Source organism: Pseudoalteromonas lipolytica, from assembly GCF_001306915.1.
Taxonomy (GTDB): Bacteria; Pseudomonadota; Gammaproteobacteria; order Enterobacterales; family Alteromonadaceae; genus Pseudoalteromonas; species Pseudoalteromonas simplex.
The window spans coordinates 35,038-50,426 of the sequence record NZ_LJTC01000011.1 but is presented as its reverse complement, the minus strand read 5'-3'; the positions used below and the strand labels follow the sequence as shown (position 1 = coordinate 50,426).

The window sequence follows — 15,389 nt, the reverse complement described above, 5'->3', positions numbered from 1 at the left end:
AGCATGAAAATATTTAAATTTTACACAGGCTTAAAAATAGTGGTAACTGCTCTGGCTATTACCACATGCAGTGCTTTTGCGACGCACCCAAATTTAGTAATCACCCAATCTGATGTTGAGAAGATGCGCAGTGCGCTTAACCAATCGGGTCGCTTTAATGATCGGTATCTTGAGCTAAAGCACCAAGTAGATCAGCAACTTGCTTTTGGGGTTGTTGTGCCGTTACCTAAAGATGGTGGCGGTGGTTATAGCCATGAGCGTCATAAAAAGAATTATCAGCTGATGTATGGCGCTGGCATAATTTACCAGTTAAGCCAAGAGCAAAAATATGCCGATTTTGTGCGCGATATGTTACTTGAATATGCCGCACTCTATCCAACGTTAGATGTGCACCCCAAACGTAAAGTTAAGTCGCAAAACCCAGGAAAATTATTTTGGCAAAGCTTAAATGAAGCTATGTGGTTGGTATACACAATTCAAGCTTATGATTTGATCATTGAGACACTAACAGATCAAGACATTAATGACATTGAGCATAAGCTATTAAGACCTGTGGCACTCTTTTTATCACAAGGACAGCCTTCTACTTTTAATAAAGTACATAATCACGGCACTTGGGCTACAGCTGGAGTTGGCATGGCAGGCTACGTGTTAGATGAGCCACAGTGGGTTGAAAAGGCGCTGTATGATTTAGATAAATCTGGTAAAGGTGGCTTCTTAAAGCAGCTTGATATGCTTTTTTCACCCCAGGGGTATTACAACGAAGGCCCCTATTACCAGCGCTTTGCGTTACTCCCTTTTGTTACGTTTGCCCAAGCTATTGCACATAACGAACCTGAGCGAAAAATTGCACACTATCGTGATGGTATTTTGCTAAAAGCCATAGATACTACAATTCAACTAAGCTATAACGGTTTGTTTTTTCCGATTAATGATGCAATTAAGAGTAAAGGGGTCGACACCATTGAACTTGTGCATGGTGTGACGGTTGCTTACGGTTTAACGGGTGATACAGGCTACTTAGATATTGCTCAACAACAAGGGCAAATTATTCTTTCGGGAGATGGTTTAGAGGTTGCAAATGCGTTAGATGAAGGATTAGCAACACCCTATCAGTTCAGGTCCGTCGCATTTGGAGATGGCAGCCAAGGAGATGAAGGGGCGCTTGTGATCATGCGCAGCAAACCCAATGGCGAACAGGCATTACTCTTTAAACCTGCTTCTCAGGGATTAGGGCATGGCCACTTCGATAAGTTAACCTGGCAGTTTTACGACAAGGGACAAGAAATTGTTTCTGATTATGGTGCTGCGCGTTTTTTAAATGTTGAAGCCAAATTTGGGGGTCGTTACTTACCGGAAAATAACACCTATGCAAAACAAACCGTAGCGCATAATACAGTCGTTGTGGACGAAATCAGTCATTTTAATTCAGATGTAAAGCAAGGAAACAAACATGCTCCAACGCTAAATTTCTTTGAAACCTCGGAATACGGCAGTGTATCGAGTGGTCAAATAAATACAGCTTACGAAGGGGTTGAGCTTGAGAGAACGCTTGCTTTGGTCGAACTTAAAGAACTAGGTAGTACTATTGCTATTGATTTATACAGTGTCAACGCATCACAACCTCACCAACTAGATTTGCCTTTGCATTATAAAGGGCAATTTATCGATAGTAATTTTGATTTAAATACGCAGAGTCAACAGATGACGGCGCTGGGTAAAAAGAATGGTTATCAACATCTTTGGTTAAGAGCCCAAGCTCGTCCTGAGAAGGGGTTAGCTAAGGTCACATGGTTAAATGAAAATGGCCGCTTTTATACTTTATCAAGCTTAGTGAATGGCGAAGAGTCGTTTTTATTCACGCAAGTTGGTGCAAACGATCCTAATTTCAATCTACGCAATGAACATGGTTTTATCCGCCGAGTGAAAGGTGTAAATAGGCATCAATTTATTTCAATACTAGAGCCTCATGGTGAATATAACCCGAGCAAAGAATATACCCTCGTTGCACAAAGCCGATTATCTGCCTTGTCACACACACAACTGGGGGAGCTTACGCTTATTGAGTTAACTGTGGCAGATAAGCCTTATTTAATTGCCATTAATAACAACAAAGGCGCTAGTAAAAGATCATTTAAATATAAAAATCAATCATATTCATTAGACGGCCACTTAGGCGTTTATTTGATGACCAACATTTAGGAATAGTTGCCATGACTAAACAAAGTGAACATTTTACATTTGCAAGCGACGCTGAAGTTGAAGACCTAGGGAATGGCCTAAAACGTCAAATGCTTGGTTATAACGAAGAACTAATGGCCGTTAAAATTTGGTTTGCACAAGGTGCTATTGGCTATAACCATGCTCACCGTCATTCACAAGTTACTTATGTTGTTGAAGGTGAATTTCATTTTAATATTGATGGTGTTACCAAAGTATTAAAAGCAGGTGATAGCTGTTTTATTCCTCCTTTTGCAGATCACGGTGCAACTTGCCCAACGGGAGGTATTTTAATTGATACCTTTAGCCCAGCTCGTGAAGACTTTTTAGAGGATGAATAATATGAAACTTCAAGGTTTACGCTGGTGGGTAATTGCTCTAATAGCACTGGCAACTATTATCAATTATATCGATAGACAAGCGCTTAGTGTGCTATGGCCTGATATTGTTGAAGAACTGTTTCCTGATGAATCAGCTTTAGAGCGAAAGCAAATTTATGCCAATATTTCGATTGTTTTTGTATTTGCTTATGCATTTGGGCAAGCAATTTTTGGCAAAATTTTTGATTGGGTTGGTACGCGTCTTGGTTTTGTTTTATCAATAGGTGTGTGGTCGCTAGCAACCGTGGCTCATGCATTTGCCCAAGGAGTAATGAGCTTAAGTCTTTTTCGCGCTATTTTAGGCGTTGCAGAAGCTGGGAATTGGCCGGGAGCTGCAAAAGGCAATGCTGAATGGTTTCCAACTAAAGAACGTGCCTTAGCACAAGGAATTTTTAACTCTGGTGCTGCAATTGGCGGCATTATTGCAATCCCTCTTATTGCTTATTTGACTGTCTACTTTAGCTGGCAAATGGTGTTTGTTGTGGTAGGTGTTATGGGCTTTTTATGGCTAGTGCCTTGGCTTATTCTAGTGAAAGCTCCACCAGGCTCTCACCCATGGATCAGCGAAGAAGAAAAGCAATACATCTTAACCGGGCAACGTCAGTCTACAGCCGATAACGCCAATGATGAAGAATACAACCCAAGCACGACTGAGCTTTTAAGTCGTAAACAAAGCTGGGGCGTTATCATTGCATCAGCAGCAATTGACCCTATTTGGTGGTTGTTTGTTTTTTGGATCCCAATTTACCTCAATGAAGTCTATGGCATGGATGTTAAGTCAATTGGAATTTATGGTTGGGTGCCCTATGTAGGCGCTATGTTTGGTGCATGGTTTGGTGGTTTACTTGCGCAAAACCGTTTAAAAGCCGGATGGAGCACGGATAAAACACGTAAGCTCACCATTACATTAGGCTGCTTAATTATGTTGCCAGCCTTAATTGCCATGGCAAACCCAGGCGCGCCCGTAGTAGCTGTATTGATTATGGCTGTGATTTTATTCGGTTTTCAAACAGCGATTGGTAATGTGCAAACGCTACCGAGTGACTTATTAGGGAAAAAAGCCGTCGGCACCTTATCGGGTATTTCTGGTATGGCTGCAAAACTAGGTGCTGTAGGTCTAACGTCATTGGTGCCTTACTTAACTGCCGGCGGTAATTACACACCTGCATTTGTGATTGGCGCATCGCTTGCGATTATTGCGATGATGGCTGTTTGGCTATTGATCCCAAAAATTGAACCACTAAGCAGTAAAAAGTAACCCAAATAAAGGCTTTTTAGATTCTCTAAAAAGCCTTTTTAATTACAGGATAAAATAATGAAAAAAATCTTCTTTTTGGGTGAATGCATGGTTGAGCTAAAAGCTATTTCAGATAGCACGCTAAATCAATCATTTGCTGGCGATGTTTATAATTCAGCGGTGTATTTAAAGCGTTGTTTTAGCTCATTTGAATGTGGGGTTATAAGTGCTATCGGTACGGATGCGCTCAGTATTAAAATGCGGCAGCGATTTGTCGAAGAAGGCCTCGCGACACAGCTTGTCTTCAAACATGCTAATAAAGTCCCCGGTATTTACTACATTGAAACTGATGAGCAAGGGGAGCGCAGTTTTACCTACTGGCGACATGACTCAGCAGCCCGTAAAGTGGTGGATTTTTTTAACCCAAGTGTTGAAGAAGAATTAGCCAGTGCAGATATGCTGTTTATCTCGGGTATTTCATTGGCTGTCATTGAACCAGCAAGCCGAGATTTATTTTGGCAAATCGTGCAGCGGATAAAAAAAGCGAGCGTTAAAATCGTTTTTGATCCCAATTATCGAGCCCGGTTGTGGCAGGGTGAGCAAGAAACTAAAGGGCAATACACTATTGCATTCGAACTAGCTGATATTTGTCTACCAGGTATTGAAGATTTAACGACACTTTATGAGCTTCATAGCGCACAAGCCGTTATGGACTATTTAGCGCAATTTAATATCGCAGAAGTCGTTGTTAAAAATGGCCCAAGCTCTGTCTTTACAAAAATAAATGGTCAATTGTTTGAGCATCAAATTATACCAGTTACGCATGTTGTCGACACCACATCAGCAGGCGATGCATTTAATGGTGCTTACCTAGGTGCCAGAATGGCAGGTATGGATGAACATAAAGCTGTACAGCTTGCTGCAAAAGCCGCTGCTGTGGTGATCCAGCAGCCAGGAGCAATAACACCAAAAGAACACTTTGTGAAGGCCATGCAGAGTACTTAATTTCAAAACTACCTTTTAACTGCTCGTTAGCAGCAACTTGATCTTTACCAATTAATTTAAAGAGAGAACGAACATGATCCGCTTTTCTGAACTGATGTCAGGGCAAACACTGCTGCCTCTTATTCAAGCTGAGACACCTGAACAAGGGGTAAAAATAGCCAAAGCAATGGCTGATGCAGGGCTAGGGCTGGTTGAAGTTGTACTTAGAACGAAGGCTTCATTAGCGACTATTTCAGCGATAAAACAACAATTGCCCCAACTCACGGTTGGTGCAGGGACGGTTATCAACGAAGGTATTCTGCAGCAAGCAATTAAAGCAGGTGCAGATTTTATTGTTACACCTGCTGTGTCAGCAAACTTACTTCAAGCGTTAAAAAAATGTGGTTTACCGGTTGTTCCCGGTGTGTCTAATACTGCAGACATTTTACTGGCATTAGAGGCCGGCTTTACTGAGCAAAAGCTATTTCCAGCTTCTCTATCAGGAGGGCCGGCGTTTATAAAAGCTGTGTCGAGTGTGTTCCAAGATGTTCGCTTTTGCCCAACAGGTGGCGTGAATGAGCATAATAAAGATGAATATTTAGCATTAGATAATGTGATTGCAGTAGGAGGCACGTGGATCGCTAAACAACAATGGGTTGAGCAACAAAACTGGCAAGCGATTACCGATGCATGTATTGCAGCGAATAAAGCATAACGGAGGCTGAAATGTCGTTGTTAGATACAGCTGTTAAAGCAGGGGTGGTTGTTGGTAGGGATGTTGCAAAATTATATGATGATGCTAGAGAAAACCACTATGCCTTACCGGCAGTGAATGTGGTGGGTACATCATCAATCAATGCAACACTGGCAGCTGCAAAAAAGGTGCAGTCTCCGGTTATTATCCAGTTATCAAATGGGGGCGCACAATTTTTCTGTGGTAAAGACTGTGGCTTGGAACCGCAACATGCTGCGATTTTAGGTGCTGTCAGTGCCGCACACTATGTGCATGGTGTTGCAGCGCATTATGGTGTGCCAGTTATGTTGCACACAGATCATGCCGCCAAATCATTACTACCTTGGATAGATGGCTTACTAGATGAGGGAGAACGTTACTTTGCAAAAACGGGCAAACCTTTGTTTAGCTCTCATATGATTGATTTATCTGAACAGTCTTTAGAGGAAAATATCGAAACATGTGAACGTTACTTAGTTCGTATGGCAAAAATAGGAATGACACTTGAAATCGAGCTGGGCTGCACTGGGGGCGAAGAAGATGGGGTTGATAATAGTCACCTTGATAGTTCAGCGCTTTACACCCAACCAGAAGATGTTGCTTATGCCTATGAAAGACTCAGTAAAATTAGTCCTAATTTTATAATTGCCGCCTCGTTTGGCAATGTGCACGGCGTGTATAAACCGGGCAATGTGGTATTGACCCCGCTTATCTTAAAACAATCTCAGCAGTTTGTAGCCAAGAAATTTAATTTGCCACATAACAGTTTGAACTTTGTGTTTCATGGCGGGAGCGGTTCAGAACCAGCAAAAATTACTGAGTCGCTAGGCTATGGTGTGGTAAAGATGAATATCGATACTGACACACAATGGGCATGTTGGGATGGGGTGTTAAATTATTACCGCCAACATAATGCCTATCTGCAAGGTCAAATTGGCAATCCAGACGGCGACGATAAGCCAAACAAAAAATATTATGATCCAAGAGCTTGGTTGTACCAAGGCGAGCAAGCAATGACAAAGCGTTTATTGCAATGTTTTAGTGATTTAAATTGTATCAATAGGTACTTACCATGCAACGATTGATCCCCGTATTAAAGAAAGATGCTGTCGAGACTGAACTGATTTTGTTGATCAGAACTATTTTAGCGGCATGTAAAGAAATTGCTTTTCGCGTGAGTCAGGGAGAGTTGGCTGGGGTACTTGGCTCCACCTTGGATGAAAATATCCAAGGTGAGGTGCAAAAGAAGCTCGATGTAATCGCAAACCAATTACTTAAAGACATGTTACTTGAAGAAGCATCGGTTGCGGCTATTGCATCTGAAGAAGAAGATCATGCCGTAGCTGGTAACGCTAAAGGCCACTATATCGTTGCTTTTGACCCCCTTGATGGCTCTTCAAATATTGATGTTAATGGCCAAATTGGCACTATTTTTACTATTTATCGCAAACGTGATGATGTTCCCTTTGATAGCGATGCACAATTCTTACAGGTTGGTGAAAGTCAGATATGCGCAGGTTATGTTTTATATGGAGCATCGACGTTATTAGTTATGAGTACGGGCGGACCAACTCGCTGCTATACCTTGGATTTAACCCATGGAGGCTTTTTGCTAACAAAACAGCAGATGCAGGTTGCAAATACACGTAATGAGTTTGCTGTAAACATGGCTAATTATCGCTATTGGCATGCTACGGTACAGCATTACTTTGACCAGCTTCTATACGCTGATGAGCAATTTGACAAAAGCGCTATGCGTTGGAATGCAGCCATGGTAGGAGATGTACACCGGATTTTAACGCGAGGTGGCGTTTTTATGTACCCAGCAGATCGCCGAGTGGGTAATGAGAATGGTAAAATACGACTACTATATGAGGCAAACCCATTGGCAATGTTAATTGAAAATGCACAGGGACAAGCCACTACTCAAGGGCAGAGAATTATGTCGATAATACCAACTAATTTACATCAACGAGTACCCGTAATTATTGGCTCACCTGGGCAAGTAAAAGGGTTTAATCAGACTGTTTTTGAATAAACTGATTTAGGGAGTAGATTATGTTAGGACTCATTCGCGGATTAGCACTAGGGGCTTGTTAGTCTATTCGAACTGACTAAACCACCTAATGATAAAAGCGCTTTGTATTGTTTGGAAAAATTCATTATTTATCGTTGGGATAACTGAAGTGGAATTAAGTTAGGCTACTTTTACGCTGATGCAAACATTGAGTTTGAAGGTAGCACTTGTTTTGATACTTTTATTACCGATGAGAATGGAAACACAATTAACTAAGGCAACCATGGTGTCGTAAATAAATATGGGTTTCACTTATTTGCTGGAGTGATATTTAAGTATTAACCTATTATTTAAGGGTAATACAAGCCTGCACTAAGACATGTTATTTTGAGGTATAAAACTAGTCGCTTCTTGCGTTAAAAAATACTATCAATGGCCACGTAGGTATAAAAAGAGCGTATATTCGCTCTTTTTTTTGCTTTAATTTATTGGTTAACCAATTTTGGGGTGTTTTTACACGGAGAACACATTTAAATTGTTATTGATATGTGTTTTCATGTATATTAAAGGTGTTTAAGTTTTTGTTTTATATGTTTTTATTTGTTTTTGATGGTTGTAAAAGTTATTGGTAATAATTTTTGTTGAATATTTTTTAAATAAAGTTATTACCAAAAGGTTGATCTTTTTTGTGGTGGGTGTAATTATTTGGTTAACCTTTTGTGGGGCGGTTAGCAAATTTACAACAACAATCATTTACATTATGCGTTTGAATACACAGGAAACACTATGAAACACACACTCTCTAGTATTACGTTAGCGATACTCTCAGCAAGTACACTCAATGTTGCATTTGCGCAGCAAGAACCAAGTCAAACAAAAACGGAAGAAGAATTTGAAGTGATTGAAGTCTCAGGTATTAGACAGTCACTTACTAACGCACTAGCGGAAAAGCGCTCAGCGGACAGTTTAGTTGAAGTCATTCAAGCCGTAGACATAGGTAAATTACCAGATCAGAACTTAGCTGAAGTGCTAGAAAATGTTACTGGTGTTCAAATTACTCGCCAAGCAGGTGTTGGTACAGGTGTTCAAATTAGGGGAACTAATGCTAATAGAACAGAGATAAATGGTGTCTCTACTGTTGGCTCAGGTTCAGGTCGCACGGGCATTAGCTTTGAAGATGTGTCTGCCTCAATGATTTCTGCTGTTGAAGTTATTAAGTCACCGGAGGCGAAGACCATCGAAGGCTCGGTAGGTGGAACAATTAATCTACGTACAATTCGCCCTCTACAACTCAATGAGACACTTGCTGCAATTCGTGTTCAAGGTGAAGATAGTAGTTTATCTACCGATGGTATGAAGCCTAGAGTCTCAGCATCATGGGGCGATAATTGGGAACTATCTTCTGGTGGTGAGTTTGGTGCTGTTTTTAGTGCAAGTTATGCGGAGCAGGATGTCACGGCTTTTAGACCTCGTGCAGATAGAGATAACTCTGTAGCTGCCGAGAGTGGAGCTCAAAGCGCTCAATCATTTGACTTTCTACCAATTCAGTTCTTGATCCAAGATTACGATAATTACGAGTCCGAAACCGTAAACTTTGCAGGTACACTTGAATGGGCGCCAAATGATAGTACTAAATTTTTCTTTGATGCTGTTGTAAATGATCAAGATCGCCGTCAAGAAAGCTCTCGTGTTCAGGCTTCTGGTGTGAGTGATCTTAGGAATGTATCTGTTCCAACGGAATTTGAAACGATTCATTTTGGCACCTTAGACGGTCAAGACCTTGGTAGTATTGAGGCTGCTCTAAAGGGCGTTATTCCAGTAGAAGATGGCGGAGCAGATCCAAATCTTCGATTCTCAAGTGATACAAACTCACGTCAAACTGATAGTCAGATTTTCCGTTTAGGCGGCCAGTGGCAAGGAGATGATCTATTTGTTAGCGTTGAAGCATCTACATCTCGTTCAGATTCAACGACTCCAAGTTTCAATACAACATTGAATTTTATTAACCCGAATGTTGCTACAAATGACTCTAATGAAAATGGAACCCCCTTTGAGTATGACTTAAGTGGTGGCGCTCTATCCTTTGGTATAGCCCAAAGTGAAGCGAATGCGCCAACCAGCTCACAGTTACTCGACCCTGCAAATGTCGTCTTACGTGATGTAAACCAAGGTCGTGACACAACTGAAAATCAAGAAGATGCATTTCGCACTGATTTTGTTTATTACCTCGACGGTATCGTTACATCAGTTGATTTTGGTTATCGTTACAACAAATCTACAAGTACTTCAGACCAAATTCGCAACAATGTTGGTCTTCGTAAAATGGCTGACAGCCCATCGGGTGACCTATTCGCAGAACTTTTAGTTGCTGGCCCAGATAATTTTAATGCTGCAGATGGCCGCAAGCTATACATTAAAGATTTTTTACTTATTAACCCTGAATTAGCAGGTTCAAATCCAGACTACGTATTAAGCGTTTTAAATGATGCAATTGCGGCTAATAATGCCATTACCGGTTCTGATCGCGCACCAATCAGCTCGCCAACTTCACAAGTAAGTGCGTTTTTTGATATTGAAGAAGTTACTCATGCTTTGTATGCACAAGCTAATTTTGAGTACGAAATGTTTAGAGGTAATATCGGTGTTCGATATTTACAGACAGATATTACCTCTGTAGGTAATTCTGTCACTGTCGATGATGAAGGGAACCAAGTAGTATCGCAAATTGTTTCTGAAGCAGATTATGATTTTATTTTACCGCGCCTTAACCTAAGCGCGAATGTCTCTGAGGATGTGATTGTTCGTTTAGGGTGGTCAAAGGATATTCGTCGTCCAGATTACGATGACCTATCGACTTCAGTTTCATATAGCACAAGTCCGAACAGCGCGGTGTCAATTGGCAACCCAGGTCTTGAGCCAGAGGAAGTAACTTCGTTTGACATCTCTACTGAGTGGTATTTTGCCCCTTCAGCATTAGTGAGTGTTGGCTACTTTCATAAAAAACGAAAAGATTTACATGTAACTCGACAAGTTGACCCTTATGAAGACCCAGCTACAGGCTACCGTGATACCACAGGACCTGTTTGTGAAGAAGGTGGTACTTTTAATCCGATCGCCGATATTAATGTATTTGGCCCGGAACCAGGTGTTGGGCTTTGTGTGCCAACACAAACTACGATTAATGATTCAGATACGCGAACACAGCAAGGTGTAGAACTGGCATTTCAATATGACTTGTCAGAGTTTGAGAATGATTTAGGTTGGGCTTCAGGTTTTGGCGTCATGGCTAACTATACCTATCAAAAGTCTTCTGGAGGAGAGGCTATAGATACGGCTACGAGTAGAGCTAATGCCATTTTCGCATTAACAACGGGTATTGAAGATATTACCGTTTCTGCTAAGCAGCCATTAATTGATCTTTCTGAAAACGCGTATAATTTTACTTTATATTATGAAAAATATGGGTTTTCAGCTCGTGCCCGTTACACGTGGCGTGAAGGTTATCGTTCAGAAGACTTTGGTAGTACATCAAGCTATCCTTGGGGTTTCCCAGTTGTTCAAGAAGATCGTGGACAATTAAATGCGAGTGTTAGCTATGATGTGACAGAACAACTTAATTTAGCTGTTGAAGCTGTGAATTTAACTGAGTCAGAAGTTAGCCAGTCATGTGTCAATGAAGGGGCTTTACTCTGTTATCAAGGTTTAACTGACCGTCGTATTACATTTGGGGTAAGTTATAAATTCTAACAGTTCGATTTAGAAAAAAAGCAAGCTGAGTAGCTTGCTTTTTTATATTTAATTAGGGGTGCTTGAAACTTCTAAAGAATCCGCCTTAAAGTTCTGCTTATCTTTATTGAGTTAAATGTGAGATCGAATACAAACCACGAGTCTCATTCGTTTTTCTTCTGATCTCTTCAAGTGCTTTCTTTTCACTTGCCGCAAATAGTGAGTTAATTAAACGATTAAAGTGGTTGTGCATTGCTTTACGAGCCGCAGATGAATCCTTATTCGCAATTGCCTCGTAAATACTTGTGTGCTCTTGAAGGCGTTGCTCATCACTTTGCGAACAAACATCTTCATAGGCAGCGATTATTTGCGGCTCAGAACGCCTTAATTTCCATAAGTTCTGAATAGACATCACAATGGCATTATTTCGAGTCGATTTAGCAATAATTTCATGAAAACGCTGATCAGCTTCAATTGCCATATCGGGCACTTTCATATCTTCTAAACTTTGCTTTAGCGCAGCAAGTTCTGGTTCTTGAATTGTCGCAGCTGCTAATGCTGCTGCTTCAGCTTCAACCAAAGCACGAGCTTGGGTTAGCTCAAATGCACTGATTGGTTGATCTACAGTCTCTACTTTGCAGTTATCGGTAACAAATACACCAGAGCCAGTTTTAACTTCTACACGGCCACGAACTTCTAACGCGATAATTGCCTCACGTATTGTTGGTCGGCTTACTTGATGAGTGTCGGCTAATTCGCGTTCTGCAGGTAAGCGACTCCCTACAGGGTAGATCCCACGATCTATCTGAGACTCTAATTTATCAACAACGGTCCAAAAACGTCTCCGTCTTTTCATTATATCTCTCCCGATCTTCAAATTAGTCATATCTATAAAAACGATTTTGAGTCTTAGATAACTAATGCGAAGAACGCTTATTAATTGGTAAGTTTTCTGGTAAAACAATAATTATAATTGGTAAATTACATACCTAAGCTAATCTTGTCAATTTGCTTTTATAAATAACTGAAAGTGCTGATAGGTAGTGGACTTTTCAATACACAAACTGATTCTAAATTTTAGTAATTGGCAATAATAAAACCGGAGCAATCAATGCAAAACTATGAAGGGTATCTTTTTGATATGGATGGCACATTGGTTAATTCTGAGCCGCTTAAAGCAAAAGCTATAGCAATGACATGCTTAGAATTTAACGTAAAAATCAAAGCTGAAATATATAAAGAAGTAATGGGGCAAAGTTGGCAAGCTGTACTTGAATATATTTTTAGCCACGCAAAAATTAGCAAAGTACCAGAAAGCTTCAACCCGTGCTTTGAAAAAAACTACAAAACGTTATTGAGAGCAGAGCTAAAATTAAATAATGGAGCTAAAAAGCTCTTAAACGATGTTAAGAAAAATGAAAAAAAATGTGCCTTAGTAACCTCAGCGTCGCAGTGGATGGTCGATACTGTTTTATCATTAATAAATTTAGAGGATGTTTTTGATGTGATAATTACTAATGAACAAGTGACAAATTTAAAGCCTCACCCAGAAGCGTATCAACTCGCATTAAAAAAATTAGCTATAACCAGTAAACAAGCCATTATTTTTGAAGATTCTAGGTCTGGAGTAATTGCAGCACAAGCAAGTGGCTGTGAAGTAATAGGCTTTCTGCACAACTATAATCAAAAGCATAATCTTGTGGAGTTAGTCCCGTGTATTGATAGCTTTAACAACTATAGTTTGACTGACAGATAGATAAGTGTCGCCTACGAAGACGACACTGTTCTAAATAAGGTTTAAAACTTATAAGTCAGGGTGAGGCTACCGTTTGTTGGTGCGCCATAATAACCTACAGTTTGCAAGCTATTGATGTACTGCTCATCAGTAATATTATTAACGTTAGCTTGTATTGCTACTTGGTCATTAATATTCCAACGCGCGAAGGCGTTTAGCAGCGCGTAACTACCTTGCTTAACATTGTAATCAGTACTTTCGATTTTAGATTGCCAACGGCCATTTAAACCAACCACCACTGCATCTGTTAGTGCATAATCCACTGTTACACCGACAACATCGCGAGGTGCCCATTTATTCGTGTCATCACCATTTTCATCTGTAACATCAATATGTGTATAAGATCCGACGATATTCATAGCGTCGGTGATTTTACCTGTGACTTCAAATTCATAGCCTTCTGACTCAATAGACACGCCTTCATAGTAATAAATACCATCTTCAGTGAGGCCCGCATATTGCGCAAAGTTATCTTGCTCAGCAGTAAAATAGGCAAATGTTGTCATTAGAGCATCATCAAACCAAGAAGCCTTAACACCGGTTTCAAAGTTAGTGCCTTTGGTAGGTGCTAAGTATTGGCCGTTGTAATCAGCTTGCTCTTGCGGCTGATAAATGTCTGAGTAACTAGCATATAAGTTTAAATCATCGTTTAACTTATAGGTAAAGCCGATATATGGGCTTGTTTCGCTTTCGTCATTATCGATAGATGCACCGGCATTCATGCCTGAGCGTTCAAATTCAATAGCGTTAAAACCAACCACGGTAAATAATTTATCAGTAATATTTAACTGAGCAGAGCCAAAGTAACGGGTTAGCTTTTGTTCAATATCTGAATAAAGAACCGGTGTTAACCAATCCGGTTCTGGAATCGCATCTAAATCGTACGGAAACGCAGGCGTTGGTCCATAAGCCGGTGTATTGTCAAAATCAAACGGGTGTTGATACATCACATCATCACTTTTTGCATGGCTTACACCAAAGCTTGCTTGGTGCTCTTTACCAAACAATTCAAAGGCACCAAATGCTTTGATTTCAAATAAATCAGCATCTACTTCGCTGTCGTAACGACCCGGCCAACCACTTAGGCCAAGGTTTGTGTCTTTATCAATGCTGCCGCTGGCATAAAACAGTTTGTCTTGCTCTTCAAAGCCACGGAAGTTGTAGCTCGCTTGGAGTTGCCACGCGTTTGCAAAAACATAGTTGTATTCAACAAATGCAGAGGTGTTAATGGTGTCCCACATTGTCCATTCTTGGGTGGTTGTGTCGCTGACATCCCATTTAGCTTGTGTGCCATCTGTGTAGTTATAAACAAGGCCGCCCCAAGTATTGCCATCGGTGTCTGCATCTTGATATGAATAACCAATAGTAACCGTTGAGTTATCTGTAAGCTGACCATCTACTACCGCAGAGAAAAACTCGCGGTTGTTCTCAAGTCCATCGAGATATGACTCTTTATCTTCTGCGGCAGCCACAAAGCGTGCAGCCCAACTACCTGATTCGGTTAATAATAGTGAATAGTCAGCTTGTAAACGTTTAAAATCCCAAGAGCCAACAGAGACACCGATTTCGCCGCCGTTTTCGTTTTTAGGGCGTTTGCGCACATAGTTAAGCGTACCCGAAGCATTACCTACACCAGTAAGTAAGCCATTAGCACCACGAATAACTTCAATTTTTTCATAGCCGTACGCTTCCATTGCGCCAGTGACAATACCCCAGTCATTCGGTAAGCCAACCCCATCGATTTGTGTATTCTTAATTTCAAAACCACGTGATGTATAGTTAGTACGGTTAGTTTCCCATTCTTCAACATTGATACCAGGTGCTAAGCGTAAAGCATCATTGACGTTAAAAGCAGAGTAATTTTTTAATTGCTCAGCAGAGATCACACTAATTGATTGCGGAGTTTCATCAATTTCGAGTGCTAAACCTGTCGCGCCTTCACTAATACGGTTCTGACGTATGCCAACAATTTCGATTTTTTCGACATTGGCCTCTATGTCAGTCGTTTGTTCTGCAAAACTGATTTGAGGGTACAATGCACAAAGAATAGCGGTTGCAATAGGCAACTGAGTGAACTTCATTATGATCTCCAAGGGGTTATGATTTTTATTATTTTAATTGGTATTCAATACGGCATTTTGCTTACGATACGAATTAAAATAATAGTTTTATTTGTAATACAATAACTTTGCAAAATGTATCACAAGTGATAACTATTATCATTATTTATTTGCGGTATTTTTGCGTTTTTTGGGAAGGTGGGTGAGGGCTGCTATTACGCAGCCTTCACTAAAACT

General features: G+C 40.5%; 11 protein-coding genes. 9 read left to right on the top strand and 2 right to left on the bottom strand.

Annotation, left to right across the window (positions count from 1 at the left end; genetic code table 11):
- Positions 1-3: 3 nt before the first annotated feature.
- The 8 genes from AOG27_RS15855 to AOG27_RS15815 all read left to right on the top strand — a co-directional run bounded on the left by AOG27_RS15855 (position 4) and on the right by AOG27_RS15815 (position 11,318).
- On the top strand, positions 4-2,202 hold the full coding sequence (locus AOG27_RS15855; RefSeq protein ID WP_054553984.1) for a heparinase II/III domain-containing protein: 2,199 nt from the start codon (positions 4-6) through the stop codon (positions 2,200-2,202).
- Between the two features lie 11 nt (positions 2,203-2,213).
- Positions 2,214-2,561: a cupin domain-containing protein gene (locus AOG27_RS15850; protein ID WP_054553983.1), complete on the top strand. Its 348-nt coding sequence runs from the start codon at positions 2,214-2,216 to the stop codon at positions 2,559-2,561.
- A gap of 1 nt (position 2,562) precedes the next feature.
- Positions 2,563-3,858, top strand: coding sequence for an MFS transporter (locus AOG27_RS15845; protein ID WP_054553982.1), 1,296 nt, complete (start codon positions 2,563-2,565; stop codon positions 3,856-3,858).
- 57 nt (positions 3,859-3,915) lie between these two features.
- Entirely contained in the window at positions 3,916-4,842 is a 927-nt protein-coding gene (locus tag AOG27_RS15840; RefSeq protein ID WP_054553981.1) for a sugar kinase, read from the top strand.
- A gap of 73 nt (positions 4,843-4,915) precedes the next feature.
- Entirely contained in the window at positions 4,916-5,536 is a 621-nt protein-coding gene (gene eda, locus AOG27_RS15835; RefSeq protein WP_054553980.1) for a bifunctional 4-hydroxy-2-oxoglutarate aldolase/2-dehydro-3-deoxy-phosphogluconate aldolase, read from the top strand.
- A gap of 11 nt (positions 5,537-5,547) precedes the next feature.
- Positions 5,548-6,639 (top strand): class II fructose-bisphosphate aldolase, encoded by a 1,092-nt coding sequence (gene fbaA, locus AOG27_RS15830; RefSeq protein ID WP_054553979.1) that lies wholly within the window; start codon positions 5,548-5,550, stop codon positions 6,637-6,639.
- A complete protein-coding gene (locus AOG27_RS15825; RefSeq protein ID WP_054553978.1) occupies positions 6,627-7,592 on the top strand; it encodes a class 1 fructose-bisphosphatase in 966 nt (321 codons plus the stop codon). Before fbaA ends, AOG27_RS15825 begins: the two co-directional genes overlap by 13 nt.
- Positions 7,593-8,357: 765 nt before the next feature.
- Positions 8,358-11,318, top strand: coding sequence for a TonB-dependent receptor (locus AOG27_RS15815; RefSeq protein ID WP_054553976.1), 2,961 nt, complete (start codon positions 8,358-8,360; stop codon positions 11,316-11,318).
- 103 nt (positions 11,319-11,421) lie between these two features.
- On the opposite strand, the gene AOG27_RS15810 is transcribed toward AOG27_RS15815, so the two are convergent.
- Positions 11,422-12,153, bottom strand: a complete 732-nt coding sequence (locus AOG27_RS15810; RefSeq protein ID WP_054553975.1) for a FadR/GntR family transcriptional regulator — start codon at positions 12,151-12,153, stop codon at positions 11,422-11,424.
- Positions 12,154-12,408: 255 nt separating this feature from the next.
- Between AOG27_RS15810 and AOG27_RS15805 the strand changes: the two genes are divergently transcribed.
- Positions 12,409-13,053, top strand: a complete 645-nt coding sequence (locus AOG27_RS15805) for an HAD family hydrolase (protein WP_054553974.1) — start codon at positions 12,409-12,411, stop codon at positions 13,051-13,053.
- Positions 13,054-13,094: 41 nt separating this feature from the next.
- Here the strand turns inward: AOG27_RS15805 and AOG27_RS15800 are convergent, their stop codons facing one another.
- Positions 13,095-15,173 (bottom strand): TonB-dependent siderophore receptor, encoded by a 2,079-nt coding sequence (locus AOG27_RS15800; RefSeq protein WP_054553973.1) that lies wholly within the window; start codon positions 15,171-15,173, stop codon positions 13,095-13,097.
- Positions 15,174-15,389: the final 216 nt, after the last annotated feature.

Bases quoted from the DNA above. Each gene is read 5' to 3' on its own strand.
- AOG27_RS15825 (WP_054553978.1), top strand. From the start codon at position 6,627: ATGCAACGATTGATCCCCGTATTAAAGAAAGATGCTGTCGAGACTGAA.
- AOG27_RS15805 (WP_054553974.1), top strand. From the start codon at position 12,409: ATGCAAAACTATGAAGGGTATCTTTTTGATATGGATGGCACATTGGTT.
- AOG27_RS15840 (WP_054553981.1), top strand. From the start codon at position 3,916: ATGAAAAAAATCTTCTTTTTGGGTGAATGCATGGTTGAGCTAAAAGCT.
- AOG27_RS15845 (WP_054553982.1), top strand. From the start codon at position 2,563: ATGAAACTTCAAGGTTTACGCTGGTGGGTAATTGCTCTAATAGCACTG.
- AOG27_RS15855 (WP_054553984.1), top strand. From the start codon at position 4: ATGAAAATATTTAAATTTTACACAGGCTTAAAAATAGTGGTAACTGCT.
- AOG27_RS15815 (WP_054553976.1), top strand. From the start codon at position 8,358: ATGAAACACACACTCTCTAGTATTACGTTAGCGATACTCTCAGCAAGT.
- AOG27_RS15800 (WP_054553973.1), bottom strand. From the start codon at position 15,173: ATGAAGTTCACTCAGTTGCCTATTGCAACCGCTATTCTTTGTGCATTG.
- AOG27_RS15850 (WP_054553983.1), top strand. From the start codon at position 2,214: ATGACTAAACAAAGTGAACATTTTACATTTGCAAGCGACGCTGAAGTT.
- AOG27_RS15810 (WP_054553975.1), bottom strand. From the start codon at position 12,153: ATGAAAAGACGGAGACGTTTTTGGACCGTTGTTGATAAATTAGAGTCT.
- eda (WP_054553980.1), top strand. From the start codon at position 4,916: ATGATCCGCTTTTCTGAACTGATGTCAGGGCAAACACTGCTGCCTCTT.
- fbaA (WP_054553979.1), top strand. From the start codon at position 5,548: ATGTCGTTGTTAGATACAGCTGTTAAAGCAGGGGTGGTTGTTGGTAGG.